Here is a 24,920-nt window from a genome sequence, read left to right as displayed (position 1 = left end):
CGGCAGGTCTACTCCTGGACCTCACTAGAAGTGGTCACGCTCGTCCCACGGTGAGGCGAAGGCCTCGTCCCAGTCGTTGTCGAGCGGTGCTCGGCTCGGTCCAGGCTCGGGCTCGGGCGCGGGAGCCGGTGGTGGAGGCGGAGGGTCGATGATGTCGGCAACGGCGTGTTCGCCCATCGTCTCCGCCGCGCGGCGTTCCTCCGGTGTCATCGCGTCCAGGGCCCGCACCGCCTCCTTCGCGGCCTCCGTGAGTGCCTCCGAGTAGGCAGAGCCGCGCATCACCTCGTGGAGCGTCATCCGGCCCGACAGCACCTCGCGCGCCATCTCGCCCATCACGTCCGACGGTGGTCGCCTCGCGAGCGTTCGCAGCACCGCGACGCCCAGCCGGTCGTGATCGCTCATCGCAGCGACCTCTCCGCGCCGAGCGCGTTGAGTCCGGTGAACTCGCTGGCGTTGACCCACGCGGCGGCCGCGTCGAGCGCGGTCTCGAGCTTCTCGTAGCGGTCCGCCACCATGGCGACCTGCTGCCCGATTCGCACGACGATCAGGTACAGCGCGGCAGTCGCCACCGCACGTACCGGCGGCGGCCCGGCCAACCCCGCCCTTGTCGCGACGCCCAGGAGCGCGTTGGTGACGATGTCGGCCAGGAAGCCCGACGCCACTTCGTTGAACTCCCTGGCTGCCGTTTCCGCGTTGCTGTAGTGAGCCACCAACTGCCTGCAGAACTGGGCGAAGTCCGTGGTGGCGTTCGCCAGCGCCAGGACATACCGCTCGGCGGCTTCCGCTTCACGCCCCCTCCACACGTCTCGCAGGTCATACGCCGCTCGCGCCAGATTCTTTCCCAGCCGTTGGCTGAACGTCCCGATCTGCAACCACACGAATTTCGCGCGCTCGAACAACATCCAGTCGCCGGACAGCGCCAGCGCCACGTCCTGGAACGGGTCGCGACCCGCGACGTCCTTGACGAACTCGCGCACGTACGACGACGGGATGAACCAGTCCAGTGACAACGGGTCGAAATCCCACAACGGGACTTTCTGCCCGACCCCGGGATCGCGCAGCACTCCCGTCGGCTCCTCCAGATCGGAGAACGAGACACCGGGAAACGTCAACCCGTAGCGCGTGTAACTCGGCGGAAGCGACCCCTGATCAGGCATCAGCGACGTGAGCACGCCGAACACGCGGCTGGTCTCGTCGTCCACGGTTTGGTAATCGGCGACACTCGCCTGAATTCCCTCCACCACGTACTCGGCCCGCCTGGCCAGTTCGCCGAACGTCCGCTCCACCAACTGCACGGCATTCCGGTGCGCCCCGGTCATCCCGAACGTGTCAGGCAGGAGGCCCATCGACCCGAGCGAGAGGGTGCAGTACCGGGTGACGTGCGCCTTCGCCTGCGTCGCGTCTTCCCGGGCGCGGTCGATCTGGGCGGTCAACTTGGCCACGCCCTCTGGAAACATCCAGAACGTATCCGACACGACTCCAGCCCACCACCGCGCGGCGGACGGTACAAGATGCCCCGAGGTGAAGGGGGTTACGCCATGTGTCGGTCGTGCAGTCAACCGTGAACGAGCAATGGTTCAACCAATTTCCGCTACGGTCCGCCAGATGCGCTTGAATTCGACGCTCGGCCGCGTCGCGGTGATCGCGTGCGCGCTGATGTCCACCCTCGGCTCGACGACCGCGGCCACTGCTTCGCACGGCAGCGAGTGCAAGACTCCGTCCATCGACCGGTTGCAGCAGTGGATCGCCAGTGGCGAAGGCGCCACCGAGCCCGCGACCGGCAGCATCCTCGTGCCGAAGAACAGGCACGACCACACGGCGAAGATCAAGTTCCTCGCCGACGACTGGGCCGTCATGGTCGTGTGGCTGGGCAACAAGTTCGAGGCCCAGGCCGACCTCACGAAGTCGCACGGCTTCTGGATGACCTACCGCGCCACCAACGACCTGTACGTCCAGCTGCGGCCCGCGTCGCACTGGAGCGGCGGCGACAAGTGGGTCACGAAGATCCCGTCCACTCGGGGCAGGCTGGTGAAGAAGTTCTTCAGCTTCAACCCTGACAAGTGGACAACTTTGCCCGAGCTCGGCAAGCCCGCCTACCCGCTCGCGGAGGCGCTCGACGACGCCCGTGGCCTGGTCTTCGTCGGCAAGACCAAGAACGACCTGGAGTTCCAGGGCCTGAAGATCGACGGTTACCGGCCACCCTGCGTTTACTGAAATCCGGTTATCGTCCCGTTCGTGAGAGCGCTCCCGGCAGGGTTCAACGCAGTCCTGGTCACTGTCCTCACCGCCGCGCTGGCGACTCCCGTGAGCGCGGCGGTGAGAGACGACACGAGGTACGTCGACCCGTTGATCGGCTCGGCGGGCGGCGGCAACACCTATCCGGGTGCCGTGCGGCCGTTCGGGATGATCTCGTGGAGCCCGACCTCGACCCGAGGCGACCAGACGAACACGGGCGCCGCCAACGGTTACGCCTACGACGCCACGAGGGTGCGCGGCTTCAGCCTCACCCACGTCAACGGCGCGGGCTGCCACCCCGGAGCGGCGGGGGACGTGCCGATCATGCCGCACGTCGGTGAGATCACGTCCTCGCCGACCGCGGACACCAAGGACCAGGTCTACGCCAGCGACTTCGCGCACGCCGACGAGATCGCCGAACCCGGCCGGTACCGGGTGGGCCTGAAGTCCGGTGCGAAGGCCGACCTGTCCGTCACGACGCGGGCGGGCATCGGCGAGTTCACCTATCCCGCGAGCAACACGGGTTCGCTGCTGTTCCGCACCTCGAACTCGCTCAACGGCAGCGAGGACGCCGAGATCACGATCGACCCGGCGACCAGCACGGTCTCGGGATCGGTGCTCACCGGGGCGTTCTGCGGCAGGCGCGCGAACGGTGGCGTGAACAACCAGAAGACCTACTACCGCCTGTACTTCACGGCTTCGTTCGACCGTCCGATCACGGCGTACGGCACGTGGGTCAACAGCGAACTCAGGCCGGGCACGACCTCCGCGACGGGTGGCGAGGGCTACCTGACCGGAAGTGCGCGCGCCGGCAGGGGTTCCGGCGGTTATGTGTCCTTTGCGGACAGTTCCGTCCGGATGCGCGTCGGCATCTCCTACACCAGCGCGGACGCCGCCAAGCGCAACCTCGCCGCGGAGATCCCGAAGCGCGCGACCGTGGCCGACGTCGCGAAGGACGCCCGGCAGGCCTGGGCGAAGCAGTTGCGCGCGGTCGAGATCGACGGTGGCACGGCCGACGAGCGGACGATCTTCTACACCGCCCTCTACCACGCGTTCCTGCAGCCGAACGTGGCCAGCGACGTCGACGGCACCTACCTGGGCAGCGACCGGCAGGTCCGCCGGCTCGCACCGGGCCAGAAAGCCCAGTACGGCAACTTCTCCGGCTGGGACCAGTACCGCGCCCACACCCAGCTCCTGGCGTTCCTCGAACCACGGGTGGCGAGCGACTACGCCCAGTCGTTGCTGAACCTCGCCTGGCAGAACGGCGGCGTCTGGGACCGCTGGGTCCATGTCAACGGCCCGACGCACGTCATGACGGGCGACCCGTCGGCACCGGCGATCGCGGGCATGTACGCGATGGGCGCCAAGGACTTCAACGTGCGCGCGGCCTACGACTCGCTGCTGCGCCAGGCCACGGTCCCGCACCCGGACGGCCTGTCCGACAAGGGCTGCCCCGGCCAGTGCGAGGGCCAGCGCCCCAACCTCGCCGAGTACCTGCGCCTCGGTTACGCCCCGCAGGACACGTGTCACTGCTGGGGTGGCGCCGCCGAGACGTTGGAAGACTCGGTGGCCGACCAGGCACTGGCCGACCTGGCACGTCGCCTCGGCCGGCCCAGCGAGGAGCTGCAGAAGCGCGCGGGCTGGTGGCGCAACACGTTCAACCCCGCCACCGGCTACCAGCAGGCCCGCAAGGCCGACGGCAGCTGGGTGACCCCGTTCAACCCGGCCTCCGACCAGGGCTTCGCGCAGGGCAGCAGCGCCACCTACACGTGGATGGTCCCGCACGACGTCGCCGGGCTGGCCGACGCGATGGGCGGCGAGGACACCGCCGCCACCAGGCTCGACGCGTTCTTCCACCGCGCGGACGGCTCGTGGGCGACCGGCGGCGACGCGCTCAGGTACGACCCGACCAACGAGCCCGGCATCCACACCCCGTGGATCTACAACGAACTCGGCCGCCCGCACCAGACCCAGGAAACCGTGCGCGCGATGGCGAAACTCGTCTACCGCACCGGTCCGTCCGGCCTGCCCGGCAACGACGACCTCGGCACGATGTCCGCCTGGTACGTCTTCGCCGCGCTCGGCCTGTACCCGCGCACGCCGAGCAGCGCCGAACTGCACCTGTCCAGCCCGATGTTCCCCAAGGCCAGGATCGCCCAGCGGAACATCACCGTCCTCGCGCCCGGTGCGCCGGGCATCCACGTGCGGGAGACGCGGTGGAACGGCCGCAAGGTCGATCAGCCGTGGTTGCCCGAGGCGTTCGTGCAACACGGGGGCGTGCTGGTCTCACGTCTTGAAGGGTGAGCCAGCGACTTGTTCTCCGCGTCCACCGCGAGGAACCGCGCGACCAGCCCGCCCGCGATCATGATCACGGCGCCGACCAGGTACCCGATGAACATCCACCGAAAAGCAGTACCCGGCATTGTTTGAACGAAACCAGGCCCCTTGTCGACACGATTCGATTCGCGTATTTATGGGAAATTTGTCTCGTTATGGGGATTGGGGAGTTTGCGCCAGTGTGCGGTGAGGAACTTCCTGGCGATGAACGGTGACGAGGAAATCGAAGAGGACCTGCCCACGGATCGGCCTTCCCCGGTCCTGATCGCGGCGAGCGTCACCGCGCGCGGCGGAGCGCTGTGGGTGCCCGTCGCGGGCCTGCTCACGTTGGCGGGCAAGGGAAAAGCGGCGAAGCGAGGGCTCATCGCCGCGGCCGTCGCGATGCCGGTGGGTCACCTGGTGAGCCTCGTGGTGCATCGGCGGAGACCTCAGGCGGCGAACATGCCCGCCCGGCAGGCGTTACCGGAACATCCCGACTCCTCGTCCTTCCCGTCCAAACACGCGGTGACGGCTGCCGCTTTCGGCACCGCCACCGCGTTGGAGGACAGGGGAACGGCCCTGTTCGTGGCGCCGATGGTCCTGCTCGTCGCCTACAGCCGCCTGCGCACCCGAGTTCATTGGCCCACGGACGTGCTGGGCGGCCTGGTCATCGGCGCGCTGGTCGCGTTCGCTCAGGCCGGGATCGGGCGTTCGGCCAGGGCCAGGGCGACGGCGCGCAGGTTGGCTGCCATCGTGCGGCCGGTGTTCTCCGACCACTCGTGACCCTCGTCGGTGTCGGAGTAGCTCGGCCCCGGCCCAGGACCCCGGTTCCAGTACGTCCACGCCTGGCCGGGGATCGTGTAGCCGATGTCGCCGAGCCCGCCGCAGATCTCACTGATCACGTGGTGCGCGCCGTCCTCGTTGCCGGTCACGACCACACCCGCGACCCGGTTGTAGGCCACCGGGCGGTCCTCGTCGTCGGTCTCGGAGATCATCGCGTCCATCCGCTCCAACGCCCTTTGCGCGAGCGAGGACGGCCGGCCGACCCACGTCGGGGTCGCGAAGATGAGGATCTCCGCCTCCAGCAACGTGGCGTGGATGCGCGGCCACTCGTCGCCCGGCCCGAGGTCGGTCGTGACGCCGGGCGCGATGTCGTGGTCGGCCAGCCGGAACGTGGTGACCTCGACGTCCTTCTTGACCAACTCGTCGATCACCACTTGAGCGAGCAGGTCGGTGTTCGACTGTTCAGGGGACTTCTTGAGGGTGCAGTTGAGGACCACAGCACGCATCAGGGCTTCCTCCAGTTGTCGTCGGCGAGCAGTTGACTGGCTTGCGGACCCATCAGGGACATCCCGCCGTCCACGACGAACGACGCCCCGGTCACGTAACTCGCGGCGGGCGAGGCCAGGAACGCCACCACGGCCGCGACCTCGTGCGCGCTGCCCGGACGGCCGAGCGGGACACCGGGCCTGGGCCGGGTGTGCGGGTCGACGTCCTCCTGGCCGGTCATCGGCGTCGAGATCTCGCCGGGTGCCACGGAGTTGACGGTGATGCCGTGTTCGGACAGCTCGAGGGCGAGCACCTCGGTGAGCGCGCCGAGCCCGGCCTTCGCGGCGCAGTACGGCGCGGCGCCCACCCGCGGCAGGTGCTCGTGGACCGAGGTGATGTTGATGATCCGGCCGCCGCGCCCGGCCGCGATCATGTGCCTGGCGGCTCTTTGGCTGCACAGGAACGCGCCGTCCAGGTCGACCGAGAGCACCTCGCGCCAGGTCTCGAACGACATGTCGATCGCCTTCTGGCTGCTGCCCGTCCCGGCGCAGTTCACCAGCACGTCCAGGCCGCCCAGTTCCCCGGCCAGGTCGTCGACGACATCGGCCGCGGCGGGCAGGCCGGTGAGGTCCAGCTGCCTGACGGCACAGCGGGCGCCGGCCTCGCGCACCTGGTCAGCGGTCTTCTCGGCGCCGTCGGAATCCTCGTGGTAGGTGATGCCCACGTCGACGCCGGCGCCCGCCAGTGCGACGGCGATGGCCTTGCCGATCCCGGAATCCGACCCTGTCACGACGGCGTGGAGGGGTGCGTTCATGAGACACGAGTACCCATCGGGGTCGTATGCATGCGGGTGTGTGTGAACCGCTGTGACCGGGGGTATTCGCGGTTCAGCTCGAACCAGGAGGTCGTGATGCCAGCGGGATCGAACGCCAAACGTGAACGCCAGTACAAGCACATCAAGGACTCCGCAGAAGACCGCGGTGCCTCGCCGAAGCGCGCGAAGGAGATCGCCGCGCGCACGGTGAACAAGAACCGCGCCCAGTCGGGGGAGTCCAAGACCGCCAGCCGATCGTCCACGAAGGACATGTCGCCGCAGAAGCGCGGTGGGCAGCGGTCGGGTACGAACAGGCCGAAGGGCCCCACGAAGGAACAGCTCTACAACGAGGCCAAGAAGAAGAACATCAAGGGCCGCTCCACGATGACGAAGAAGGAGCTCGCGAACGCGCTGGGACGCTGACGTGCCGGAAATGGACAAGACCTCGGCGCTGACGATCCTCACCACCGAGCACTACACGCTCCAGATGGTGCGCACCGCGAACATCACCGACGCGACCGGCAGGGCGGGCCATCTGCTCTCGACGATCTCGGCGTCGATGATCGCGCTCGGATTCGTCGCCCAGGTCGTCCCGCTCGAGGTGTTGCTGACGCTGGTGCTGGTCATCTTCAGCGGCCTGTTCCTGATCGGGCTCGCCACGCTGTTCCGCGCGGTCGAGCTGGTCATCGAGGACGTGCAGGCAGGCATTGGGATCAACCGGATCCGGCACGTCTACACCGACCTCGAACCGTCCACGAAGGACGTCTTCGTCCGTCAGCTGCACGACGACACCGAGGCCGTCGAGGCGGATGCCGGCCAGACCGGATGGCGCAACGCCCGGCGGCCGCGCCTGATCGGCACCGCGTTGACCGTCGCCGGGTTGGTGAACCTCGTCAACGGTCTTGTCGCCGGCGCCGTGGCCGGTGCGGCGTCGGGACTTCTGAACGCCGGCCTCACGTGGTCGATCGTCATCGGCGCCGTCGTGGCCGTGGCAGTGGTCGCCGCGTTCGGTGTCGCGATCAGCCGGATCGGACGACGCGGCGTCGCCCCGATCAGCAGCCGTTACCCCAGGAACCAGTAGGAGGACCGCCGTGCAGTACGACGTCGTCGACCTGATCATGCAGGACCACCGCGAGGTGGAGCGCCTGTTCGACGAGCTCGAGAACCACCCGGAGAAACGGCCATTGCTCACCCCGGTGATGTGCGGCCTGCTCGTCGCCCACAGCCGCGCCGAGGAGTCCGAGGTCTACCCGGTCGCCATCAAGGAGGCCGGCGAGACCGACGAGGTCGAGCACAGCCAGGAGGAACACGCCGAGGCCGAGCGACTGCTCGCCGAGCTGCTGGACTGCGACTGGGACTCCCCGCAGTACGTGACGGCGCTGAAGAAGGTCGTGGACGCCGTCTCCCACCACGTCGAGGAAGAGGAGAAGACGGTCCTCCCCGGCATGCGGGCGAAGCTGAGCGCGGAACGCCGCAACCAGCTCGGCGAACGGTTCGCGAGCAGCCGGGCCGAGCACCTCGGTGAGCTGCCCGGCCAGGCCACGCGCGAGGAACTGCTGATCCAGGCGAAGAACCTCGGGGTGAGCAACGCCGCGAGCATGAGCAAGAAGCAGTTGAAGAACGAACTGCAGAAGGCCGGTTCCTAGGCCTTCTCCGGGTGTCGCTGGCTGGCGTCTGCAAGTACCACCAACTCTTGATCGGATCGCCGTTGACTACACCCAACTCGCAAGCCGGCTGCTCGTGGCCGCCGCAGCGGCATGGTCAGTTGGGTGCGGTTACAGGATTGATGATCTCGAGTTGGGGGTACTTGCAGACGCCATCAGCCGACCGCAGACCGGCGGCTCGGGGGTGTCAGGACTTCTCCGGTGTTCCGAAGTCACGGGACGACGGCACCAGTGCGGCCAGGGCGGGCGCGGCGAAGCAGATCACCGAGCAGGCGATCAGCACCGTGCTCGCCCCGTACGCCGTGACGGCCGGAGCGATGAGTGCCAGGCCGATCGGCGCCAGGCCGTAGGACATCAGGAAGTCCAAAGAGGACACGCGGGCGAGCTTCGAGGGTTCGACCTCGCGCTGGGTGGCGGTGAACCACGGCACATTGAACAGGTCGATGCCGAGCCCGGCGATCGCGTACACGGCGATCACGACGACCGGGTGCACCGGCAGCAGCAGGACCAGTGGCGCGAACCCGTACAGCGCGAGGCCGAAAAGGCCGGTCCACCCGGCCGCGCGCGGGCGCCAGCGGGCCATCAGCACCGCGCCGGCCAGTGCGCCGAGCGTGTAGGCGGTCAGGGCGCCCGCGAGCACGGCCTCGGTGCCGTAGCGGTCGCGGCTGACCAGGGGGAGGATCACGCCGGTCGCCGAGTAGCCGGTGGCGATCACGGCGGAGAGCGCGCCCAGACCGGCCAGGAACCACGGGTGCCTGCGGGCTTCGCGCACGCCGTCCAGGAACTCGGTCACGAATCCCGTGCCGCTCGGGGGCGCCACGCTGCCGGTACCGGCTGGGGGCATCAGGGCGGCCACGAGCCACAGCGCGCCGATGCCCAGCAGCAGGCCCTGGGTGTTGATCACGAGGGCGAGCAGCGCGGTCAAGCCCGGCGCCACCAGCGTTGTCACCCGGATCGACATGGTCATCGCCGCGTTGGCCTGCTGGCGTTGGTCCGGCTCGACCACCTCGGCGGTCAGTGCCGAGAACGCGGGACGGCACGCGCCCTGGCCCGCGCCCATCGCGACGGCCGCGACCGCCGCCAGCACCAGTGAGTTGCCCACGAAGGCAGCGAGGACCGGTGCGGCGGCCGCGGAGATCAGGCCGGACCACAGCACCACCTGGCGGCGGGCGTAGCGGTCCGCCAGCACGCCGCTGATCGGGACCGCGGCGAGGAAACCGGCGGTGCGCGCGGCGAGCAGGACGCCCAGTTCGACGGCGGTCAGCGAGCGGGAGAGCACCGCCAGGCCCAGCACGAACGGCAGCGCCCAGGTCGCGATGCCCGACGCGGTGGTCGCCGTCCAGAGCCGGAGGAACTGGGTGCTGCGCAGCACCGACGGGCTGCGCACTGTGTCGTGGACCACGCGCTCGACCTTTCGACGGGGTTGATTTGAAAATGATTGTCGTTACAGTAGCGGAGGTCGTTCGCAGAACTAACTGGAGGATCCGATGTCACACCCCGCCCGGCTCGGCCTGGCGCTGGTCGCGGTGCTCGCCGCCGGCTGCGCCACCCCGGGAGGCGCTCAGGCGCCAACGGCACAGTCGGTGGTGGTGGACAGCTGCGGCAAGCAACTGACGTTCACCGGTACGCCGCAGCGGGCGGTGGCGCTCGACCAGTCCTCCACGGAGACGTTGCTGGCGCTGGGACTTCAGGACCGCATGGCGGGAACGGCGAACGTCAAGACCAAGGTGTCGCCCAAGTACGCCGACGCCTACGCGAAGATCCCCGTGCTGTCGCCGAAGATCCTCACGTCGGAACCGTTGCGCGCGGCCAACCCCGATGTCGTCGTCTCGGGGTTCAGAGAGCTCTTCACCGCTGATCGGGCCGGCACGCGCGACGAGCTCGAAGCCCTTGGCGTGCCGACGTTCGTGAGCGCGGTGAACTGCCCGGACGGCACGACCCCGGCGTTCGAACGGCTGTTCCGCGACTACGAGAACCTCGGCAAGATCTTCGGCGTGACCGAGAAGGCGAACCAGCTCGCCGCCGAGCAGCGTAAGACGGTCGCCGAAGTCCAAGCGGTGAAACGGGATCCCGTCAAGGTCGTCTGGGTCTACTCGGTCTTCAAGGGCGTCCCGTACGTGGCGGGCAAGGACGGCATGCCCAGTCAGATGAGCAAGATCGCCGGTGTCACCAACATCTTCGACGACATGAGCCAGGAATGGCCGGAAGCCTCCTGGGAGGAGATCGCGCGCCGCGACCCCGACGTCATCGTGATCGGCGACCTGTCCGAGCGCGGCAACCTCGGCGACAAGGCGAGCGAGAAGCTCGCGATGATGCGCGAGCACCCGGTCATCTCGCAGCTGAAGGCGTTGCGGGAGAACAAGGTCATCGAGCTGAACGGCATCGAGATGGACCCGTCGGTCCGCACCGTGGACGCACTGCGCGCGTTCGGCGCCGGGCTCGACGAGATCGACGGCCGTGGCTGAGGCCGCTGTCCTCGATCCTGCCGTCGAGGTTCCGGTGGCACCTGTTCGACGTGACAAGAACTTGCTCCTGACGGTGCTGAGTCTCGCGGTCCTGATCGTCTCGCTCGCACTCGCCGTCCGCACAGGAGTGTCCGCGAGTTGGCCAGAGATTGGCAGGTCCGTCGGCGGACGGCTGGGGCTTCCGGTGGTGCCGTTGCCACGGCTGCTCGACTCGCTGATCTGGGACCTGAGACTGCCCAGGGTGCTGCTCGCGGCGCTCGTCGGCGCGGCGCTCGCGGTGTGCGGCGCGGTGCTGCAGAGCGTCACGCGCAACTCGCTCGCGGATCCGTACCTGCTCGGGGTGTCGTCGGGTGCCTCGACCGGTGCGGTGGTCGTGGTGGTGCTCGGGTTCGCGGGGTCGCAGCTCGGCGTGACCGGCGGGGCGCTGGTCGGCGCGCTGGTGGCGTTCGGGTTGCTGATGCTGCTGCTCAGGCGCACCGGCCTGGACTCGTCACGGATCGTGCTCACCGGTGTGGTCGTGGGTCAGCTGTTCGCGGCGCTCACGTCGTTGATCCTGCTGTCATCCGGTGACTCCGACAGCATCCGTGCCATCACCAACTGGCTGCTCGGGTCGCTCGCGTCGGCCCGGTGGACCTCCGTCGCGGTGTGCGCGGTCGTCCTGGTGGTCGGCCTGCTGGTGGTGTGGCTGTGTTCCGCGGCGCTGGACGGGTTCGCGTTCGGGACCGACACCGCGTCGTCGCTCGGCATCGACGTCCGCACCACGAGGGTCGTCCTCCTGGTGACCACGTCGGTGCTGACCGCCGTCGCGGTGGCCGCGGTGGGCGCCGTCGGGTTCGTCGGGCTGATCGTGCCGCACGGCGTCCGGTTCCTGGTGGGGCCGTTGCACCGCAGGCTGTTGCCGCTCTCGGCCGTGGTCGGCGCGGTGTTCCTGGTCTGGACGGACGCGCTCACCCGCGTGGTCTTCGCGCCGCTGGAGGTGCCGGTGGGCGTGTTCACCGCGCTGGTCGGCGTGCCGCTGTTCCTGCTGGTGCTGCGCAAGCGGGGTGAGCTGTGAGGATCGACGTCGAACGGCTGAGCTGGGGCGTCCCGGGCAAGACCATCGTCAGGGACGTGAGCCTGGCGGTGCGGCCGGGGGAGACCGTCGGGTTGATCGGACCGAACGGCTCCGGCAAGTCGTCGCTGCTGCGGTGCATCGCCGGTCTGCGCACGCCGACCGAAGGTGCGGTGCGCTACGACAGCGTGGAAATCGGGTCGTGGCCTGCTCGCGAGAGAGCGCGCAAGATGGCGTTCGTCGAGCAGACGGCCGACACCGACAGCGATCTGCGCGTGTCCGAGGTGGCCATGCTCGGCCGGACCGTCCACCGGTCGCGGTGGCGCGGTCCGGATGCCACCGATCACGAGATCGTCGCGGCGGCGCTGGACCGGCTCGACCTCGTCGAACTGGCTGATCGGCCGTGGAAGCAGCTGTCCGGCGGCGAACGTCAACGCGCCCACCTCGCCCGCGCACTGGCGCAACGCACGGCGGGACTGCTGCTCGACGAGCCCACCAACCACCTGGACGTGCGCCACCAACTCGAACTGATGGAACTGGCGAGCCGCACGCCGCAAACAGTCGTCGTCGCGCTGCACGACCTCGCACTGGCCGCGCGCTACTGCGACCGGCTGGTCCTGATGCACGGCGGCACCGTCGTCGCGGACGGGCTGGCCGAAGACGTGCTCACCGCGCCGTTGTTGCGCGAAGTGTTCGACGTGGACGCCGAGATCGGCCGCGACAGCCTGGGTCACCTGGCCGTCGGCTACCGCGAGCCGGTCCGCTGAGAAGGGGGATGTTCGTGACCACTGTGGACGATCTGACAGCCGGGGTGCTGGCCGGAGAACACGGCCCTGATCCCGGAGAACTGCCTGCCACCAGCGTGTTCTGGGTCCATCACGGCACTCGGCTGGCGGGCGGCGACGTCACCTACCGCAACCAGTACGTGCTGGCGCGGGTCGGCGACGCGTTCGGTGCGTGTGCGTTCGCGGAAGGTGAGGCCGACCCGGCGGTGTGCGCGAACTATTCCGGCGCTCCCGTAGCGCGCCTGCTGACCGAGGCGCCGGCACCGGTGCGCGTCGCGGCACTCGACGCCTACCTCGGGCACGTCCGTCCACACCGGACCGCGGACGCGGAGCGAGTCGTGCTCCCTGCGGGAACTCCGGAAGAGCGGGCGAAGGCCAGGGACGCCGCCGTCGCCGGCCTGCTCGACGTCGAACCCGGCGCCAAGGTCGCGTTGATCGGTGTGGTGAACCCGCTGGTCGCCGCCATCCGCGAGCGCGGCGCCGAGTGCCTGCCGTGCGACCTGTCGCTACGCACCACCCAATGGGGCGACCCGGTGACCCCGGACATGCGGGACGTGCTCGGCGTCGCGGACGCCGTCGTCGCGACCGGCATGACGATCGGCAACGGCACGTTCGACGAGATCCTGCGCTCCTGCCGGGAAAGGGACGTCCCGCTGGTGGTCTACGCCCAGACCGCGAGCGCCGTCGCCCGCCACTTCCTCGGCGCCGGAGTCACCGCGCTCTCGGCGGAACCGTTCCCGTTCTCCCAGTTCAGCGCCGACGAGACCGCGCTGTACCGCTACCGAGCCCGGACATGAGAGAAGACGTGGACCACCACATCGACTGTCACATCGCGGACGCCCTCAGCCGCCCTGCCCTGGTACGCCTCGACTCCCGCACCCTCTGCCTGCGCTTCGAGACGATGAAGGTCGCCTCGGCGCTCGAAGCCGTCCGGTACCTCCTCGAACGCGGCACCATCGCGCACGGGGACACCCTGGTCGACAGCTCCAGCGGCATCTACGCGCACGCCCTGGCGCTCGCGTGCCACCGTTACGGCCTGCACTGCCACATCGTCGCTTCCACGACCGTCGACAAGACCCTGCACACCCAGCTGGAGATCCTGGGCGCGACCGTCGAGCCCATGCCGCCGTCCGCCAGCCTGAAGCTCGACCAGAGCCGCCGGGTGGCGCGGGTGCGGGAGATCCTGCGCGACCACCCGCGGCACCACTGGATGCGCCAGTACCACGACGACGCCCACTACCGCGGCTACCGGCCGATCGCCGACCTCATCCGCGAACACGTCTCGTGCGAACGGCTTTCCGTTGTCGGCGGCGTGGGCACCGGAGCGTCGACCGGCGCGCTGACGACGTACCTCCGCGAGACCGATCCGAGCGTGGAACTCGTTGGCGTGCAACCGTTCGACAGCGTGACGTTCGGCAGCGAGCACGTGCACGACCCGGAGATCATCATCGCGGGGATCGGCAGCTCGATCCCGTTCGGCAACGTCGACCACACGCTCTACGACACCGTGCACTGGTTCGGTTTCGACGCCGCGCTGTCCGGCAGTGTGGCGCTGCTGCGCGAGCACGCGATCTTCGCCGGTCTGTCGGCGGGCGCGGCCTATCTGGCCGCACGGTGGGAGCAACGGCTCGATCCGGAACGTCACGTGGTCGTGCTGGCCCCGGACACCGGGCATCGGTACGTCGACGCGGCCTACTCGCGGCACGCGGAGGCGCCGGCGCCGGAGGATCTGCGGCCCCGGCAGATCACCACGCTCTCGGACATGGACCTGCCGTGGTCACGCATGCACTGGAACCGTGCGGAAGCACCGCCGAACGCGGCTGTCACGCACGCGATTCCGGTGGCTTCCTGAAGAACAGGGTAAGGACCGCCATCACCCGCTGACGCAGGCTCCGTCGCGGCCGGGGACCCTCGCGCAGCGCGCGGGCCAGATCGGGTTCGGAGGCCCGCAACCGGCTCTCGATCTCGATGAGCCGCTGCTGTTCCTGACGAGTGAGCATGTCAGCTCCAGGGTCCGGTCTGGCTTGGCACGACGCTTGTACCCAGCACGTTTGCCGTTCAAACGTGCTGGGACGGCAATTTTCGGCTAGATCGGTTCGGGCATCGGAGGGACCGGATCCGGGTCCGGTCCTGGCGGCCGCAGGGGATCCGGGTCGGGTCCCGGTGGCTGCGGCTGGTCGGGACCGGTCGGTCGCGGCTGGTCCGGCCCCGGTGTCGTCGGCACCGGTTCAGAAGGCGGTACTGGCTGGCTCATACCCGCCGGGTACCCCGCTTCCGGTCTCGCGCACCAGATCCGGTCAGTTCTCGGATCAGCGCTCGGTGCCCAGCACGGGTTTCACGTCGACGATCGGGGTGCCGTCGAGGGCTTCGAGGTGGGCGACGTGCACCTTGAACCCGTCGACGGAGAGGATCTGGACCCGGTGCAGGCCGATGGGGTTCGGCCGGTCCGGTGACCGGGTGGAGAAGACACCGGTCTCCGGGCGATCGGTGTCGCTGCGCGGATGGACGGCCAGCACGGACCGGTCCGCGCGGTCGAGCCACGTCAGCACTAGGACGTCGTCGCCGGCCTTGAGTTCGGCCATCGCCCGGCCGTACTCCGGCGCGAAGACGAGCCAGGCGTCCGGCGCGCCCTCGTCGCCCTGCTTGGGCGCGGAGGAGCGGTCGGTGAGCGGTGATTCGACGTGGCCGATCGGCTGCAGCTTCATCAGGTCCCGCAGAAGGTCTGGTAGTTGGCGCTGAAGTCCTGTGGTGCCGGGGAAGCGTAGTGCTCCAGCCCGGCGCGCTCACCGCAGGGGTTGGTCACGGCGCCGAGCAGGCGTTCCAACGGGCCGAGGTCGCCGTCGGCACCAGCCGCGAGCGCCTCCTCCACGAGGTGGTTGCGCGGCACGTAGACGGGGTTGACCCGGTCCATCGCGTCGGCGTCCGGCCCGAGTTCACGCCAGCGCGCGATCCAGGCGTCGATGCCGGCCAGGTCGAGGAACAGCGACCGCGCGGGCTCCGCGTCGCCACGAGCGGCCCCGCTGAGCGCGTGGAAGAACGACGTGAAGTCGACGTGGTCGGTGTGCATGAGCGTGAACAGGTCCTTGAGCAGCGGCTTGACGTCTGCTGACACGCCGAGCTTGGCCTGCATGCCCCCGATCCAAGCCTGTTCGAAGAGTTCGTCGAACGTGCCCAGCGTCTCGACCGCCAGGGCGACCGCCTTGTCCTCGTCCGTGTCGAACAACGGCAGCAGGGCTTCGGCGAGGCGGGCGAGGTTCCACTCGGCGATGATCGGCTGGTTGCCGTAGGCGTAGCGGCCGCGGTGGTCGATGGAGCTGTACTTCGTCTTCGGGTCGTAGGCCTCCATGAACGCGCACGGGCCGTAGTCGATGGTCTCGCCGGAGATCGTCATGTTGTCGGTGTTCATGACGCCGTGGATGAAGCCGCCGAGCATCCACTGGGCCACCAACGACGCCTGAGCGGCCACCACCTGCCCGAACAGCTCCAGGTAGGTGCTGCCGGGGTAATGGCGGGCGATGGCGTGGTCGGCGAGGCGTCGCAGCAGGTCGTGGTCGCCGGTGTTGCGGGCGTACTGGAAGCTGCCGACGCGCAGGTGCGAGGCGGCCACGCGGGTCAGGACGGCGCCGGCCAGGGGCTCGTCCCGCTGGACGACGCCGCCGGTCGCGACCACCGCCAGCGAACGGGTCGTGGGGATGCCGAGGGCGTGCATCGCCTCGCTCAGCACGTATTCGCGCAGCATCGGGCCGATGGCGGCCAGTCCGTCGCCGCCGCGGGCGAACGGCGTGCGGCCGGAACCCTTCAGGTGCAGGTCGCGCAGCCGGCCGTCGGTGTCGGTGAGCTCGCCGAGCAGCAGTGCCCTGCCGTCGCCGAGCCTGGGGGAGTAACCGCCGAACTGGTGGCCCGCGTAGGCCTGCGCGAATCCGGGAGCCGCATTTCCTACGAGAAATGACAGGCCTTCCGAAGAACGCAACCAGGTGGAATCGAGGCCGAGTTCCTTCGCGAGCGGCTCGTTGAGGGCGAGCAGTTCCGGTTCGGGGACCGGGACCGCTTCCCAGGAGACGGCCATCTCCGGGACCGCACCGGCGAAGTCGCTGCTCAGGCTGATGTTCACACCCCCAACGGTACCGGGCGGGCCAAACCGGCGATGTGACCGCGCTCTCATGTCGAACTGGTCTGAACCGTTCCGAGAGCCTGCACGTGTCAGTGGCGAACAGGTTGACGGAAAGTCCACTCAGGAGTGAGAAACCCATGCGTCGCAAGCAAGTTGGGATCGTTGCTGCCCTCATCGCGGTCAGTGCTGTCGCTCTGACGGCCTGTGGCCAGGGCTCCGCGCAGTCCGGCACCGCCACGCCGGTCCAGGAGCAGGCCCAGGTCCAGGAGACGCAGGCGGCCACCGGTGAGTCCGAAGTGGACTTCCTGCGCGGCTCGGCGAACTCCAACAAGGCGGACAAGAACACCGGCGACCGCGCACCGGAAGCCGCGGCCCCCGAGGTGAAGCTGAAGTGGGTCGAGCTCCGCGTCGCGAACGCCGGTGGCCTGGAACCCGCTGTGGTGAACGGAAACGGCCGCACGGTCTACTGGTTCAGCGACGACCCGGTGAACGGCGGAGTGTCCAATTGCAACGGTGAGTGCGAGAAGGCCTGGGCGCCGATCACCGTGGCCAAGGGCACCAAGCTGTTCTTCCCCGGAATCAAGCGGGAGAACATCGGCTTCATCAAGCGCAAGGACGGCAAGACCACCCAGGTCACGATCGGCGGGCGCCCGATCTACCTGTTCAACAAAGACGAGAAGGCCGGCGACATCTTGGGCCAGAACGTCGGCAACAAGTGGTTCGTGATCAACCCCGAGGGCAAGCGCGCCACCGCCCCGGCCGAGGCGCCGGCCCCGCAGCCCACGCCGCCCGCCGCCGGTGCCAAGCCGGCCAGCTCGATCACCTTCTTCACCGGCAAGAACTTCGACGACTTCAGCGGCAACAACTTCGCCACCGGCGTCAAGCCCGAGGCCAAGTGCGGCGACCTGCGCGGCGGCTTCCAGTCGCTCACCATCGACGGCGCCGCGAAGATCTGGTCGGAGCCGGGCTGCAAGGGCAAGTCGGCGATCGTGACCGACGACGTCCGCGACACCGCCGCCCTCGGCTTCCCGAACGGCGCGCAGTCCTACATCCGCGCCTGATCGGGTGAACACGACAGCCGCCAGAGCATCCCGGCTCTGGCGGCTGCCGCTTGTGGCTAGGCTCTCGCCATGCGCTATTCCGCCATTGCGCTGGCTTTTGTGCTGGTCGGGTGCAGTACCGGAACCACCTCCCTGCCCACGATCACCCCCGCGCCGCCCTCGTCGTCCGCCTCACCGCTGCCGGAGCTGCAACCCCGGCTCGACGCGGTCGGCGTCCTGCTCACCGCCTGCATCCCGAGGCTGCGGGGCGAGCCCGTCGACCAGATGGACAACTGCGCCCACGTCATGCCCGACGTGACAGGCGTGGTCGACGAGGTCGAGAAGCAGTCCGACAAGCTGCCTCCCCCCGGCCGTTCCGCCATCGAGCAGGTCCGCAAGTCGCTCACCGACATCGCGCCGTGCGAGCCGTGGTTCGCGGCCGGCGGGGTGAGTGCCGACGGGCAGCTCAACGCCCGCTGCACCGAGGCGTGGGACGGTCTCTTCAAGAGCTACAACGCCTTGCGGAACTCCGCCTAGCGCGAGCAACCTCGAAGGCACCCGATGCCGTCCTACCTGGGAACGGACATTGGGGGAAACATGCGAAGAGTCGTTTTGTCGGTGTTGCTGCTGGTCGCGGTGGCCTCGTGCGCGAGGCCCGAGGCCGCTGGGACGGGTGGCCAGGAGATGACCACCGGGCCGATCACCACCACGTACACCGAGCCGCCGGACACGACGTCCTACCCGCCGGGGTTCAACAACGAAGATCTGCACAAGGCCGCGGAGGCGCTCAAGCCGTTGCTGGAGGGCGAGTTCGCGACCACCTACTCGCGGTTGACCGTCCGCAACAACGTGCCGATGCTGGTCATCTACCGCAAGCCGAGCCCGCGGTTCGAGGCCGAGGTCTGGAAGACGGCCCCGAACGTGCGGATCGACTTCCGCGACGCCCGGTACTCCTACGCCGAGCTGAGCGAGTACCAGCGTCGACTCAACAACGACATCGAGTACTGGAAGACGCGCGGCATCACGGTCAACACCACCGGACTCGGACGGGACGGGTCAGCGCTCGTCGTGGGGACGGAGGCGACCCCGCCGGAGGACGTCGTGCGGCAGCTGGAAGCGCACTACCCGGGCATGTCGTTCAAGGTCGAGAGAATCGGCGAGATCGTGCCCGCGACGCGATGATCACGACGGGAGCGGGCCGAACGCGGCCCGTTCCCGTTCCGCCTCGGCAGGGTTGAGCTCCTCCAGCATCGCGAGCGCCCGCGCGTACTCGTCCCGCATGCGCTCGTGCTGACCCATCTCGCGGCACACGTAGGCGATGCACAGATGGCCGCGGGCCTCGCGGAGCTGGTTGTTCAGCCGGCCGTGGATCTCCAGCGCGGCCTCGTAGCAGGCGAGGGCCGCGGGGAAGTCGCGCAGGTCCTCGTGCAGGCGGCCGAGGTCGCTGAGCGTCCCCGCCTCGATCATGTCGGCGCCGAGCGCGCGGACCGTCCTGAGCGCCTCGGTGCCGGCGGCCAGTGCCTCGTCGAGTCGCTTCATCCGCTTGTAGACCGTGGTCAGGTGGGTCATCGCGAAGACGCGGCCGAGCTGCTGGTCGAGGCGGGTGAAGATCTCCAGCGCTCGCAGCAGGCGGCGTTCGGCGGCCGGCGCGTCTCCGGTGCCGCTGCCCACGTACACGCCGGCCAGGTTGGTGAGGGCCTGGCCTTCGCCGTGTTCGTCGGAGATCGCCTGCCACAGCGGCAACGAACGCTGGAACCACCGTTCGCCGTCGTCGTACTCGCGCCGGACCGAGTGCAGCACGCCGATGTTGTTGCACAGCACGGCTTCCGTTCGGGTGTCGCCGGCAGTGACAGCGGCGTCGAGCCCGATCCGGTACATCGCGAGGCCGTCGTCGAAGCGCGAGTCGAACTCGAAGAAGCTCATCAGTGCCAACGGAAGTCGTGCCGCCAGCTCGGTGTGGCCGCTGCTGGCCGCGAACCTGATCGCGGCGATGAGGTTCGCGTACTCCGATCGCAGCCACGCTTGGGCTTCGTCGCGCCCGCAGAACTCCTCCGGGTGGACGTCGTCGGGCAGCTCCGGCAACGGCATCCGCCTGCGGCCGGGGAAGAGCATCCGGTCGGCGGCGTCCGCACTGTGCAGGTACCAGCACAGCATCCGGTCGACGGCCTTGCCGTGAGTGGGCTCGTCGTCCAACGCCTTCTCGTGCGCATAGGTGCGCAGCAAGTCGTGGAAGCTGTAGCGGCGCAACGCGATCTCGTCGACGAGGTGGCCGGCGCACAGCACGTCGAGCAGTCTGCGAACCTCGCGGGCAGGCGCTCCCGCCAGCGCGGCGGCCGCACCGAGCGAGGGCGAGGGCCCGGGGTGCAGGCCGAGCAGCCGGAACATGCGGGCGGCCTCGGACGGCAAAGCCCGGTAGGACCAGGAGAACGTCGCTCGGACCGCCGTCGTCTCGTCGGCTTCGAGCACGTCGAGCCGTTCCGCGGCCAGCTCCTCTGCCAACGCGGCGAGTGTCCTGTTAGGACCGATGCTCACCCGTTCCGCGGCCACCCGCAGGGCCAGCGGAAGCGCGCAGCACAACCGGACCAGCTCCAGCGCGGCCTGAGGTTCGGCGTCGACGCGGTGCCCGATGATCGACCGCAGCAACGCCAGTGCCTCGACCGCCGGCAGCACGTCGAGCGTGACCCGGTGCGCGCCACCGGAGACGACCAGCCCGCTCAGCCGGTTGCGGCTCGTCACCAGCACCGCGCTGGACGACACGCCGGGCAGCAGCGGACGTACCTGCTCGGCGTTGAAAGCGTTGTCCAGCAACACGAGCGCCCGGCGTTCGGCGAGCACGCTGCGGTACATCCCCGCCCGGCCGTCGAGATCGTCCGGCAGCGACTTCTGATCGACGCCGAGACCGGCGAGCAACCGCCGCAACGCCTCGTGCGGCGGCACCGGCGTGCTGTTCGGCGCGAACCCCTGCAGATCGATGAACAGCTGCCCGTCCGGGAACCGGTCCACCAGCAGATGCGCGACGTGCACGGCCAGCGCGGTCTTGCCGATCCCGCCCGTCCCGTCGATCGCGGAGATCACGACGGTCCGCGGTTCGGCCCCGCTCAACCGCGCGCACAACTCGGCGATCTCGCCTTCACGGCCGACGAAACCGATGGTGTCGTGCGTGGTCTGGGCGGGTCGCACGGCTTTCGGGGGAGTGCCCTTGAGGATGCGCTCGTGTTGTTCCTGCAGCTCAGGGCCAGGTTCGACGCCGAGTTGGGCGACCAGCGCCGCCCGGACGTCCCGGAACGCCGCCAGCGCCTCCGCCTGCCGCCCCGACCGGCTCAACGCGAGCATGAGCAGCCGCGCGACCCGTTCCCGCACCGGATGATCGGCCGCTGTCCTGGTCAGCACGTCGACCACCTCGCCGTGCCCGCCGCTGTCGATCGCCGCGGCGGCCCAGTCCTCGACCGCGCTCAGCCTGGCTTCCTCGAGCCGGGCGCGCTGCCGTTCCGCGAACGGCCCCGGCACGTCCGAAAGCGCTGTGCCGCGCCAGATCCGGAGCGCGTCCCGCAGCCCCTCACACCGTCCACCGCTGCGCGCCGAGGCGATCATGCTCTCGAACTCGCCCAGATCGGACGGCGCCACCAGGCACGCGTACCCGCTGTCCGTCGTGATGATCAGGTTTCCGCACGCGCGGGCCGGCAGATCCGGCTCGGCCAGCCGCCGCAACGCGCTGATGTAGGTGTGCAGGCTGCCGGACGCGCTGGACGGCGGATCGTCGCCCCACACCGCGTCGATCAGCTCGTCGCGGGTGACCGGGTGCGGCGACCGCATGGCCAGCACCGCGAGGACCGCGCGCTGACGGGGCTGGCAGGGCACGAGCGGCGTGCCGTCGACGGTGATCCGCAGATCACCGAGCACGTCCACGCGCAGCTTGCCCATGCGGGCAGGGTATTCGCCCGTTCAGACGAACGCACTGCCCATCCGAACATCGCGGACTAGGCCAATCTGGCAGGCAGCCGTTCGACGGTCCGGCGGGCCACGCTGGCCGGGCTCCACACCTGTTCACCCGCCGCGACCAGGGTCGGGAAGCGCTGCCACAGCCCCGTCACGACGTGCGCCATCTCCGCACGGCCGAGCGTGGTGCCGCAGCAGTTGCCGGTCGAGAGCATCCGCCGGGGATCGCGGGCCGGGTCGAACGTGTCGGGATCCCGAAATACGCGGGGGTCGCGGTTGGCTCCGGCGATCACCATGCGGACGGACGCCCCGGCCGGGATGGTGCCGCCGCCCAACGCGACGGAATCCTGGGCGATGCGCGGGATCGGCGTGTAGAGGACCACGCCATCGTGCCGCAGGGTTTCGTCGATGAACCGGTGCACCCGCTCGTCGTCGCACCACGACCGGTGTTCCGGGTGTGTCAGAAACGCCTGCACAGCGCGGTCGATGCCGGAGATCGTGCTCTCGTACCCGGTCATCCACATGATCCACAGGATCGCGATCAGCAGGTCCTCGCCGTCGTGCGCCTCGACCAGCCGCGAGATCAGATCGTCCTGCGGGGAGGCTCGGCGTTCGGCGACCCGTGCGCGGAAGTAGTCCTCGACGGAGTTGCTCGCACGGTCCGCTTCCAGCACGACCTCCTCGTCGTCGGTCCCGAGCGCCCGCGTCATCAGCCCGATGGTGTCGGCGATCCAGGCGCGGTCCTCTTCCGGCAGCCCGATCCGGTCGGCGAACACGTACTGGGTGAGCGGCACCGACACCTCGGCGTGCAGGTCGACGGTCTCGCCGGCGACGAGCCGCGGCCCGATGTCGTCGAAGATGTTGCCCAGGTGCTCGAGGATCCGCGGCCGGAGTCGCAGCACCCGCGCGGGCGTCATGTCTCCGGCGATGGCCGAGCGCAGACGGGCGTAGCAGGGGTGGTTCTTCGCGGTGAACGCCGCGACCAGCTTCTTGACCGCGGGGTGGCTCCGTTTCCCGTGCCCGATTTCGCGCCACATCGCGGACTCGTCCGGGACAGCGAACGCGGTGTTCTGCTGCAACGCGAACGCGACGTCGTCGTAGTTGCTCAGCAGGTAGAAACCGCAGCGTGTGCGGTGCACGGGGTCGTGTTCGCGCAACCAGTGCAGGAACGGGTACGGATCTTGGCGGTGCTCGGGCTTGGCGAGCTCGTCGAGGGCATCGATGGTGGCGGACATCGAGAAACCTCCGGTTGGCAGGGAGGTGGCGAACCTAGGCACACCTCAGCCTCCGTTTGGGAAAATCCGCCCTGGTTGCCGTCGCTTCCTGCCCGATCGGGCACCGCCGTGGAGACCGCGTGGAGTCCGAATGGAGAGGGCCCGCCGAGACTTCCGTCCATGCAACGAGTGCGCGTCGCGATCCACGCGAAGGATTCGGTCACCCGCTGGGGCCTCGCCGGCTACCTGCGGCTGCGGCCCGAGCTCCAGGTCGTCGCCGAGCACGCGCTGAGCCAGGCCGAGGTCGTGCTGGTCGCCGCCGACGGAGCCGGGCTGGCCGCCGAGCTGCAACTGATCGCCCGACGAACGACCGCGTGCGCCGTGCTCGTGACTGACGACGTGCGCGCCCACGAACTCCCGCGCGCGCTCGAACACCGCGTGGTCGCCGTCCTGCCGCGGGCGGATCTCACCTGCGAGAGTCTGGTGGCGACGGTGCTGGCCGCGCACGAGGGCCGTGCCTCGGTGCCGCTCCGCCTCGGCATGTGCGGGATGGCCGAGCGCGAGATCGACATGCTGAGGTTGTTCGCCGACGGCTGGACCACCGCTGAGGTCGCGAAGAAACTGTCCTATTCGGAGCGAACGGTGAAGAGCATGGTGCAGAACGTGCTCATCCGGTTCCAGCTGCGCAACCGCACGCACGCTGTGGCGTTCGCGATCAGATCCGGCACCATCTAAGCGAACCGGGCCGTGAGCTCGGTGGAGATCTCGTAGTGCCGCACCAGGAACGAGCGTTCGTCCAGCTTCTTGCGCCGCAGCCAGCCCGTCACCTCGGCGTTGCACTTGCTGGCGTTGCACGAACCGCACGCCGGTACGACGTTGCCGAGCGTGTACCGGCCACCGCGCGAGATGGCCTGGATGCAGTCCTTCTGCAGTGAGCCTTCCGCGCTGCCGCAGTACGCGCAGCCGCCCCAGGACGTCTTGAGCGCGTCCCACTGCGGGTCGGTGAGGTCGTGGGTGACGCGGGCCATGCGCTTCTTGCGCTTGCGCGCGGCGCGAACCTGTTTGCTACCGCCGGTCGGCACGATGGGTGAGACTACGCGTCGCGATGGTCAACAGGTCGGAGGCGGGCCCTCGGGGTGTCCTGCCGGACGGCCACACCGCTCGCAGCGCGCGGTGCAGGTCCAGGTCGCTGACCTCGACGTGGATCAGCGTGCGGGTCGCCAGGTCGGCCGCCACGGCGTGCACGCTGAGCACGGCCGGGCCGATGCCACCGATCGCGGCCGCCTTGATGGCCGTCGTCGACGACATCTCCAGCAACGGCCCGGCGGACTCGGTGATGCCTGCCGTTCCGAGCGCGTGTTCCCAGGCCTGGCGGGTGCCCGAGCCCGGTTCCCTGCTGACCAGCGGGGTCGCGGCGGCCTTCGCGGCGGCGACGCGGCGGCGCTTGGCCCAGGGGTGGCCCGGCGCGACAACCAGCACCAGTTCGTCGTTGGCGACCACGCGGCTGGCCAGGCCCGCGGGCACGTCGGTCGACTCGATGAACCCCAGATCGGCCTTGTCGGCCAGCACCTGCTCGGCGACGTGCACCGAGTTGCCCGCCGTCAGCACGGTCGCGGTGTCCGGGCTGACGGTCCGCAACGCGATCAGCCACGCGGGCAGCAGGTACTCGGCGACGGTGAGGCTCGCGGCGACCTTGAGGTGGCTCTTGCGGTCCGCGCGCAGGCTGGTGAGGCCGGCGTCGAGGTCGGCCGCCCGCGCGAGGACCGGGGCGGCCCACCCCGCCACGAGCTGACCGGCGGTGGTGAGCCGGGCGCCGCGTGAGGTGCGTTCGAGCAGGGCGACGCCGACGCGGGCCTCCAGGGTGCGGAGGCGTTCGCTGGCCGAGGGCTGGGACATGCCGTGGGCTTTCGCCGCCCGGCCGATGCTGCCCAGCTCGGCCACGCTCAGCAGCAGGTCGAAGCTGGTCAGGTCGGTGACCCTGGACGGCAGAGGCATAGGGGCAGCCTATGTGTTCATCGGA

Annotated in this window: 27 protein-coding genes; 15 read left to right on the top strand and 12 right to left on the bottom strand. The window is 69.3% G+C overall.

The annotated features are described in order from the left end of the window. Window positions 1-24 precede the first annotated feature (24 nt). A complete protein-coding gene (locus tag ACWGE0_RS03265; protein ID WP_452259249.1) occupies window positions 25-402 on the bottom strand; it encodes a hypothetical protein in 378 nt (125 codons plus the stop codon). Further along, a complete protein-coding gene (locus tag ACWGE0_RS03260) occupies window positions 399-1,442 on the bottom strand; it encodes a hypothetical protein (RefSeq protein ID WP_452259248.1) in 1,044 nt (347 codons plus the stop codon). Before ACWGE0_RS03260 ends, ACWGE0_RS03265 begins: the two co-directional genes overlap by 4 nt. Before the next feature lie 163 nt (window positions 1,443-1,605). Here ACWGE0_RS03260 and ACWGE0_RS03255 point away from each other — a divergent pair, with 163 nt between their 5' ends. From ACWGE0_RS03255 to ACWGE0_RS03245, 3 genes are all read left to right on the top strand, one after another. Further along, window positions 1,606-2,214, top strand: coding sequence for a hypothetical protein (locus ACWGE0_RS03255; RefSeq protein ID WP_452259247.1), 609 nt, complete (start codon window positions 1,606-1,608; stop codon window positions 2,212-2,214). A 21-nt stretch (window positions 2,215-2,235) separates the two neighbouring features. Continuing rightward, window positions 2,236-4,539 carry a GH92 family glycosyl hydrolase gene (locus ACWGE0_RS03250; RefSeq protein WP_452259246.1) on the top strand — a complete coding sequence of 768 codons (2,304 nt, stop codon included), beginning with the start codon at window positions 2,236-2,238 and terminating at the stop codon, window positions 4,537-4,539. Window positions 4,540-4,758: 219 nt separating this feature from the next. Further along, complete coding sequence (locus tag ACWGE0_RS03245; RefSeq protein ID WP_452259245.1) at window positions 4,759-5,334, top strand: phosphatase PAP2 family protein; 576 nt, start codon at window positions 4,759-4,761, stop codon at window positions 5,332-5,334. On the opposite strand, the gene ACWGE0_RS03240 is transcribed toward ACWGE0_RS03245, so the two are convergent. Then, window positions 5,244-5,840, bottom strand: coding sequence for a flavodoxin family protein (locus tag ACWGE0_RS03240; RefSeq protein WP_452259244.1), 597 nt, complete (start codon window positions 5,838-5,840; stop codon window positions 5,244-5,246). The two genes, ACWGE0_RS03245 and ACWGE0_RS03240, sit on opposite strands and share 91 nt — an antisense overlap. Then, window positions 5,840-6,634, bottom strand: a complete 795-nt coding sequence (locus tag ACWGE0_RS03235; RefSeq protein ID WP_452259243.1) for an SDR family oxidoreductase — start codon at window positions 6,632-6,634, stop codon at window positions 5,840-5,842. Before ACWGE0_RS03235 ends, ACWGE0_RS03240 begins: the two co-directional genes overlap by 1 nt. Window positions 6,635-6,730: 96 nt before the next feature. Between ACWGE0_RS03235 and ACWGE0_RS03230 the strand changes: the two genes are divergently transcribed. From ACWGE0_RS03230 to ACWGE0_RS03220, 3 genes are read left to right on the top strand one after another with little or no spacing between them, the layout of a single operon-like run. Further along, the gene (locus ACWGE0_RS03230; protein ID WP_452259242.1) at window positions 6,731-7,057 is read left to right on the top strand and encodes a plasmid stabilization protein; all 327 of its coding nucleotides are present in this window, start codon (window positions 6,731-6,733) and stop codon (window positions 7,055-7,057) included. Window positions 7,058-7,067: 10 nt separating this feature from the next. Next, a complete protein-coding gene (locus ACWGE0_RS03225; protein ID WP_452259241.1) occupies window positions 7,068-7,715 on the top strand; it encodes a hypothetical protein in 648 nt (215 codons plus the stop codon). 10 nt (window positions 7,716-7,725) lie between these two features. Continuing rightward, the gene (locus tag ACWGE0_RS03220) at window positions 7,726-8,280 is read left to right on the top strand and encodes a hemerythrin domain-containing protein (RefSeq protein ID WP_452259240.1); all 555 of its coding nucleotides are present in this window, start codon (window positions 7,726-7,728) and stop codon (window positions 8,278-8,280) included. A gap of 205 nt (window positions 8,281-8,485) precedes the next feature. On the opposite strand, the gene ACWGE0_RS03215 is transcribed toward ACWGE0_RS03220, so the two are convergent. After that, window positions 8,486-9,700, bottom strand: coding sequence for an MFS transporter (locus ACWGE0_RS03215; RefSeq protein ID WP_452259239.1), 1,215 nt, complete (start codon window positions 9,698-9,700; stop codon window positions 8,486-8,488). Between the two features lie 85 nt (window positions 9,701-9,785). On the opposite strand from ACWGE0_RS03215, the gene ACWGE0_RS03210 reads away from it, so the two are divergent. From ACWGE0_RS03210 to ACWGE0_RS03190, 5 genes are read left to right on the top strand one after another with little or no spacing between them, the layout of a single operon-like run. Then, a complete protein-coding gene (locus ACWGE0_RS03210; protein WP_452259238.1) occupies window positions 9,786-10,763 on the top strand; it encodes an ABC transporter substrate-binding protein in 978 nt (325 codons plus the stop codon). Continuing rightward, window positions 10,756-11,817, top strand: a complete 1,062-nt coding sequence (locus ACWGE0_RS03205; protein ID WP_452259237.1) for a FecCD family ABC transporter permease — start codon at window positions 10,756-10,758, stop codon at window positions 11,815-11,817. Before ACWGE0_RS03210 ends, ACWGE0_RS03205 begins: the two co-directional genes overlap by 8 nt. After that, window positions 11,814-12,581, top strand: a complete 768-nt coding sequence (locus ACWGE0_RS03200) for an ABC transporter ATP-binding protein (protein ID WP_452259236.1) — start codon at window positions 11,814-11,816, stop codon at window positions 12,579-12,581. Before ACWGE0_RS03205 ends, ACWGE0_RS03200 begins: the two co-directional genes overlap by 4 nt. A gap of 14 nt (window positions 12,582-12,595) precedes the next feature. Then, complete coding sequence (locus ACWGE0_RS03195; RefSeq protein ID WP_452259235.1) at window positions 12,596-13,396, top strand: Rossmann-like domain-containing protein; 801 nt, start codon at window positions 12,596-12,598, stop codon at window positions 13,394-13,396. Then, complete coding sequence (locus tag ACWGE0_RS03190) at window positions 13,393-14,451, top strand: pyridoxal-phosphate dependent enzyme (protein WP_452259234.1); 1,059 nt, start codon at window positions 13,393-13,395, stop codon at window positions 14,449-14,451. Before ACWGE0_RS03195 ends, ACWGE0_RS03190 begins: the two co-directional genes overlap by 4 nt. Here ACWGE0_RS03190 and ACWGE0_RS03185 read toward each other — a convergent pair. From ACWGE0_RS03185 to ACWGE0_RS03175, 3 genes are all read right to left on the bottom strand, one after another. Next, window positions 14,423-14,599, bottom strand: coding sequence for a DUF3040 domain-containing protein (locus tag ACWGE0_RS03185; RefSeq protein ID WP_452259233.1), 177 nt, complete (start codon window positions 14,597-14,599; stop codon window positions 14,423-14,425). The genes ACWGE0_RS03190 and ACWGE0_RS03185 overlap by 29 nt on opposite strands. A gap of 309 nt (window positions 14,600-14,908) precedes the next feature. Beyond that, a complete protein-coding gene (gene tsaA / locus ACWGE0_RS03180; protein ID WP_452259232.1) occupies window positions 14,909-15,304 on the bottom strand; it encodes a tRNA (N6-threonylcarbamoyladenosine(37)-N6)-methyltransferase TrmO in 396 nt (131 codons plus the stop codon). Beyond that, window positions 15,304-16,710: a protein adenylyltransferase SelO gene (locus ACWGE0_RS03175; RefSeq protein ID WP_452259231.1), complete on the bottom strand. Its 1,407-nt coding sequence runs from the start codon at window positions 16,708-16,710 to the stop codon at window positions 15,304-15,306. Before ACWGE0_RS03175 ends, tsaA begins: the two co-directional genes overlap by 1 nt. A 137-nt stretch (window positions 16,711-16,847) precedes the next feature. Here ACWGE0_RS03175 and ACWGE0_RS03170 point away from each other — a divergent pair, with 137 nt between their 5' ends. From ACWGE0_RS03170 to ACWGE0_RS03160, 3 genes are all read left to right on the top strand, one after another. Next, window positions 16,848-17,771 (top strand): COG4315 family predicted lipoprotein, encoded by a 924-nt coding sequence (locus tag ACWGE0_RS03170; protein WP_452259230.1) that lies wholly within the window; start codon window positions 16,848-16,850, stop codon window positions 17,769-17,771. Between the two features lie 69 nt (window positions 17,772-17,840). Then, window positions 17,841-18,287, top strand: a complete 447-nt coding sequence (locus ACWGE0_RS03165; RefSeq protein ID WP_452259229.1) for a hypothetical protein — start codon at window positions 17,841-17,843, stop codon at window positions 18,285-18,287. Between the two features lie 60 nt (window positions 18,288-18,347). After that, entirely contained in the window at window positions 18,348-18,932 is a 585-nt protein-coding gene (locus tag ACWGE0_RS03160) for a hypothetical protein (RefSeq protein WP_452259228.1), read from the top strand. Here ACWGE0_RS03160 and ACWGE0_RS03155 read toward each other — a convergent pair whose 3' ends face one another. Together ACWGE0_RS03155 and ACWGE0_RS03150 are read right to left on the bottom strand one after the other, a co-directional pair. Further along, the gene (locus tag ACWGE0_RS03155; RefSeq protein ID WP_452259227.1) at window positions 18,933-21,671 is read right to left on the bottom strand and encodes a BTAD domain-containing putative transcriptional regulator; all 2,739 of its coding nucleotides are present in this window, start codon (window positions 21,669-21,671) and stop codon (window positions 18,933-18,935) included. A 56-nt stretch (window positions 21,672-21,727) separates the two neighbouring features. Further along, entirely contained in the window at window positions 21,728-22,921 is a 1,194-nt protein-coding gene (locus tag ACWGE0_RS03150) for a cytochrome P450 (RefSeq protein WP_452259226.1), read from the bottom strand. A 159-nt stretch (window positions 22,922-23,080) separates the two neighbouring features. Here ACWGE0_RS03150 and ACWGE0_RS03145 point away from each other — a divergent pair, with 159 nt between their 5' ends. Then, window positions 23,081-23,635, top strand: coding sequence for a response regulator transcription factor (locus tag ACWGE0_RS03145; protein ID WP_452259225.1), 555 nt, complete (start codon window positions 23,081-23,083; stop codon window positions 23,633-23,635). Here ACWGE0_RS03145 and ACWGE0_RS03140 read toward each other — a convergent pair. Further along, window positions 23,632-23,982: an HNH endonuclease gene (locus tag ACWGE0_RS03140; RefSeq protein ID WP_452259224.1), complete on the bottom strand. Its 351-nt coding sequence runs from the start codon at window positions 23,980-23,982 to the stop codon at window positions 23,632-23,634. The genes ACWGE0_RS03145 and ACWGE0_RS03140 overlap by 4 nt on opposite strands. Next, window positions 23,966-24,895: a LysR family transcriptional regulator gene (locus ACWGE0_RS03135; RefSeq protein WP_452259223.1), complete on the bottom strand. Its 930-nt coding sequence runs from the start codon at window positions 24,893-24,895 to the stop codon at window positions 23,966-23,968. The genes ACWGE0_RS03140 and ACWGE0_RS03135 overlap by 17 nt, the downstream gene beginning before the upstream one ends. Window positions 24,896-24,920 lie beyond the last annotated feature (25 nt).

It is taken from the genome of Lentzea sp. NPDC054927, from assembly GCF_053610285.1.
Note: the sequence above shows the minus strand (reverse complement) of the source record. Positions and strands in the feature narration are given on the sequence as shown.

What these genes read in the sequence shown, in the direction of transcription:
- ACWGE0_RS03265 (WP_452259249.1), bottom strand. Translation starts at nt 402, where the DNA reads ATGAGCGATCACGACCGGCTGGGCGTCGCGGTGCTGCGAACGCTCGCG.
- ACWGE0_RS03255 (WP_452259247.1), top strand. Translation starts at nt 1,606, where the DNA reads ATGCGCTTGAATTCGACGCTCGGCCGCGTCGCGGTGATCGCGTGCGCG.
- ACWGE0_RS03240 (WP_452259244.1), bottom strand. Translation starts at nt 5,840, where the DNA reads ATGCGTGCTGTGGTCCTCAACTGCACCCTCAAGAAGTCCCCTGAACAG.
- ACWGE0_RS03235 (WP_452259243.1), bottom strand. Translation starts at nt 6,634, where the DNA reads ATGAACGCACCCCTCCACGCCGTCGTGACAGGGTCGGATTCCGGGATC.
- ACWGE0_RS03230 (WP_452259242.1), top strand. Translation starts at nt 6,731, where the DNA reads ATGCCAGCGGGATCGAACGCCAAACGTGAACGCCAGTACAAGCACATC.
- ACWGE0_RS03225 (WP_452259241.1), top strand. Translation starts at nt 7,068, where the DNA reads ATGGACAAGACCTCGGCGCTGACGATCCTCACCACCGAGCACTACACG.
- ACWGE0_RS03210 (WP_452259238.1), top strand. Translation starts at nt 9,786, where the DNA reads ATGTCACACCCCGCCCGGCTCGGCCTGGCGCTGGTCGCGGTGCTCGCC.
- ACWGE0_RS03190 (WP_452259234.1), top strand. Translation starts at nt 13,393, where the DNA reads ATGAGAGAAGACGTGGACCACCACATCGACTGTCACATCGCGGACGCC.
- ACWGE0_RS03185 (WP_452259233.1), bottom strand. Translation starts at nt 14,599, where the DNA reads ATGCTCACTCGTCAGGAACAGCAGCGGCTCATCGAGATCGAGAGCCGG.
- tsaA (WP_452259232.1), bottom strand. Translation starts at nt 15,304, where the DNA reads ATGAAGCTGCAGCCGATCGGCCACGTCGAATCACCGCTCACCGACCGC.
- ACWGE0_RS03170 (WP_452259230.1), top strand. Translation starts at nt 16,848, where the DNA reads ATGCGTCGCAAGCAAGTTGGGATCGTTGCTGCCCTCATCGCGGTCAGT.
- ACWGE0_RS03165 (WP_452259229.1), top strand. Translation starts at nt 17,841, where the DNA reads ATGCGCTATTCCGCCATTGCGCTGGCTTTTGTGCTGGTCGGGTGCAGT.
- ACWGE0_RS03160 (WP_452259228.1), top strand. Translation starts at nt 18,348, where the DNA reads ATGCGAAGAGTCGTTTTGTCGGTGTTGCTGCTGGTCGCGGTGGCCTCG.
- ACWGE0_RS03155 (WP_452259227.1), bottom strand. Translation starts at nt 21,671, where the DNA reads ATGGGCAAGCTGCGCGTGGACGTGCTCGGTGATCTGCGGATCACCGTC.
- ACWGE0_RS03150 (WP_452259226.1), bottom strand. Translation starts at nt 22,921, where the DNA reads ATGTCCGCCACCATCGATGCCCTCGACGAGCTCGCCAAGCCCGAGCAC.
- ACWGE0_RS03145 (WP_452259225.1), top strand. Translation starts at nt 23,081, where the DNA reads ATGCAACGAGTGCGCGTCGCGATCCACGCGAAGGATTCGGTCACCCGC.
- ACWGE0_RS03135 (WP_452259223.1), bottom strand. Translation starts at nt 24,895, where the DNA reads ATGCCTCTGCCGTCCAGGGTCACCGACCTGACCAGCTTCGACCTGCTG.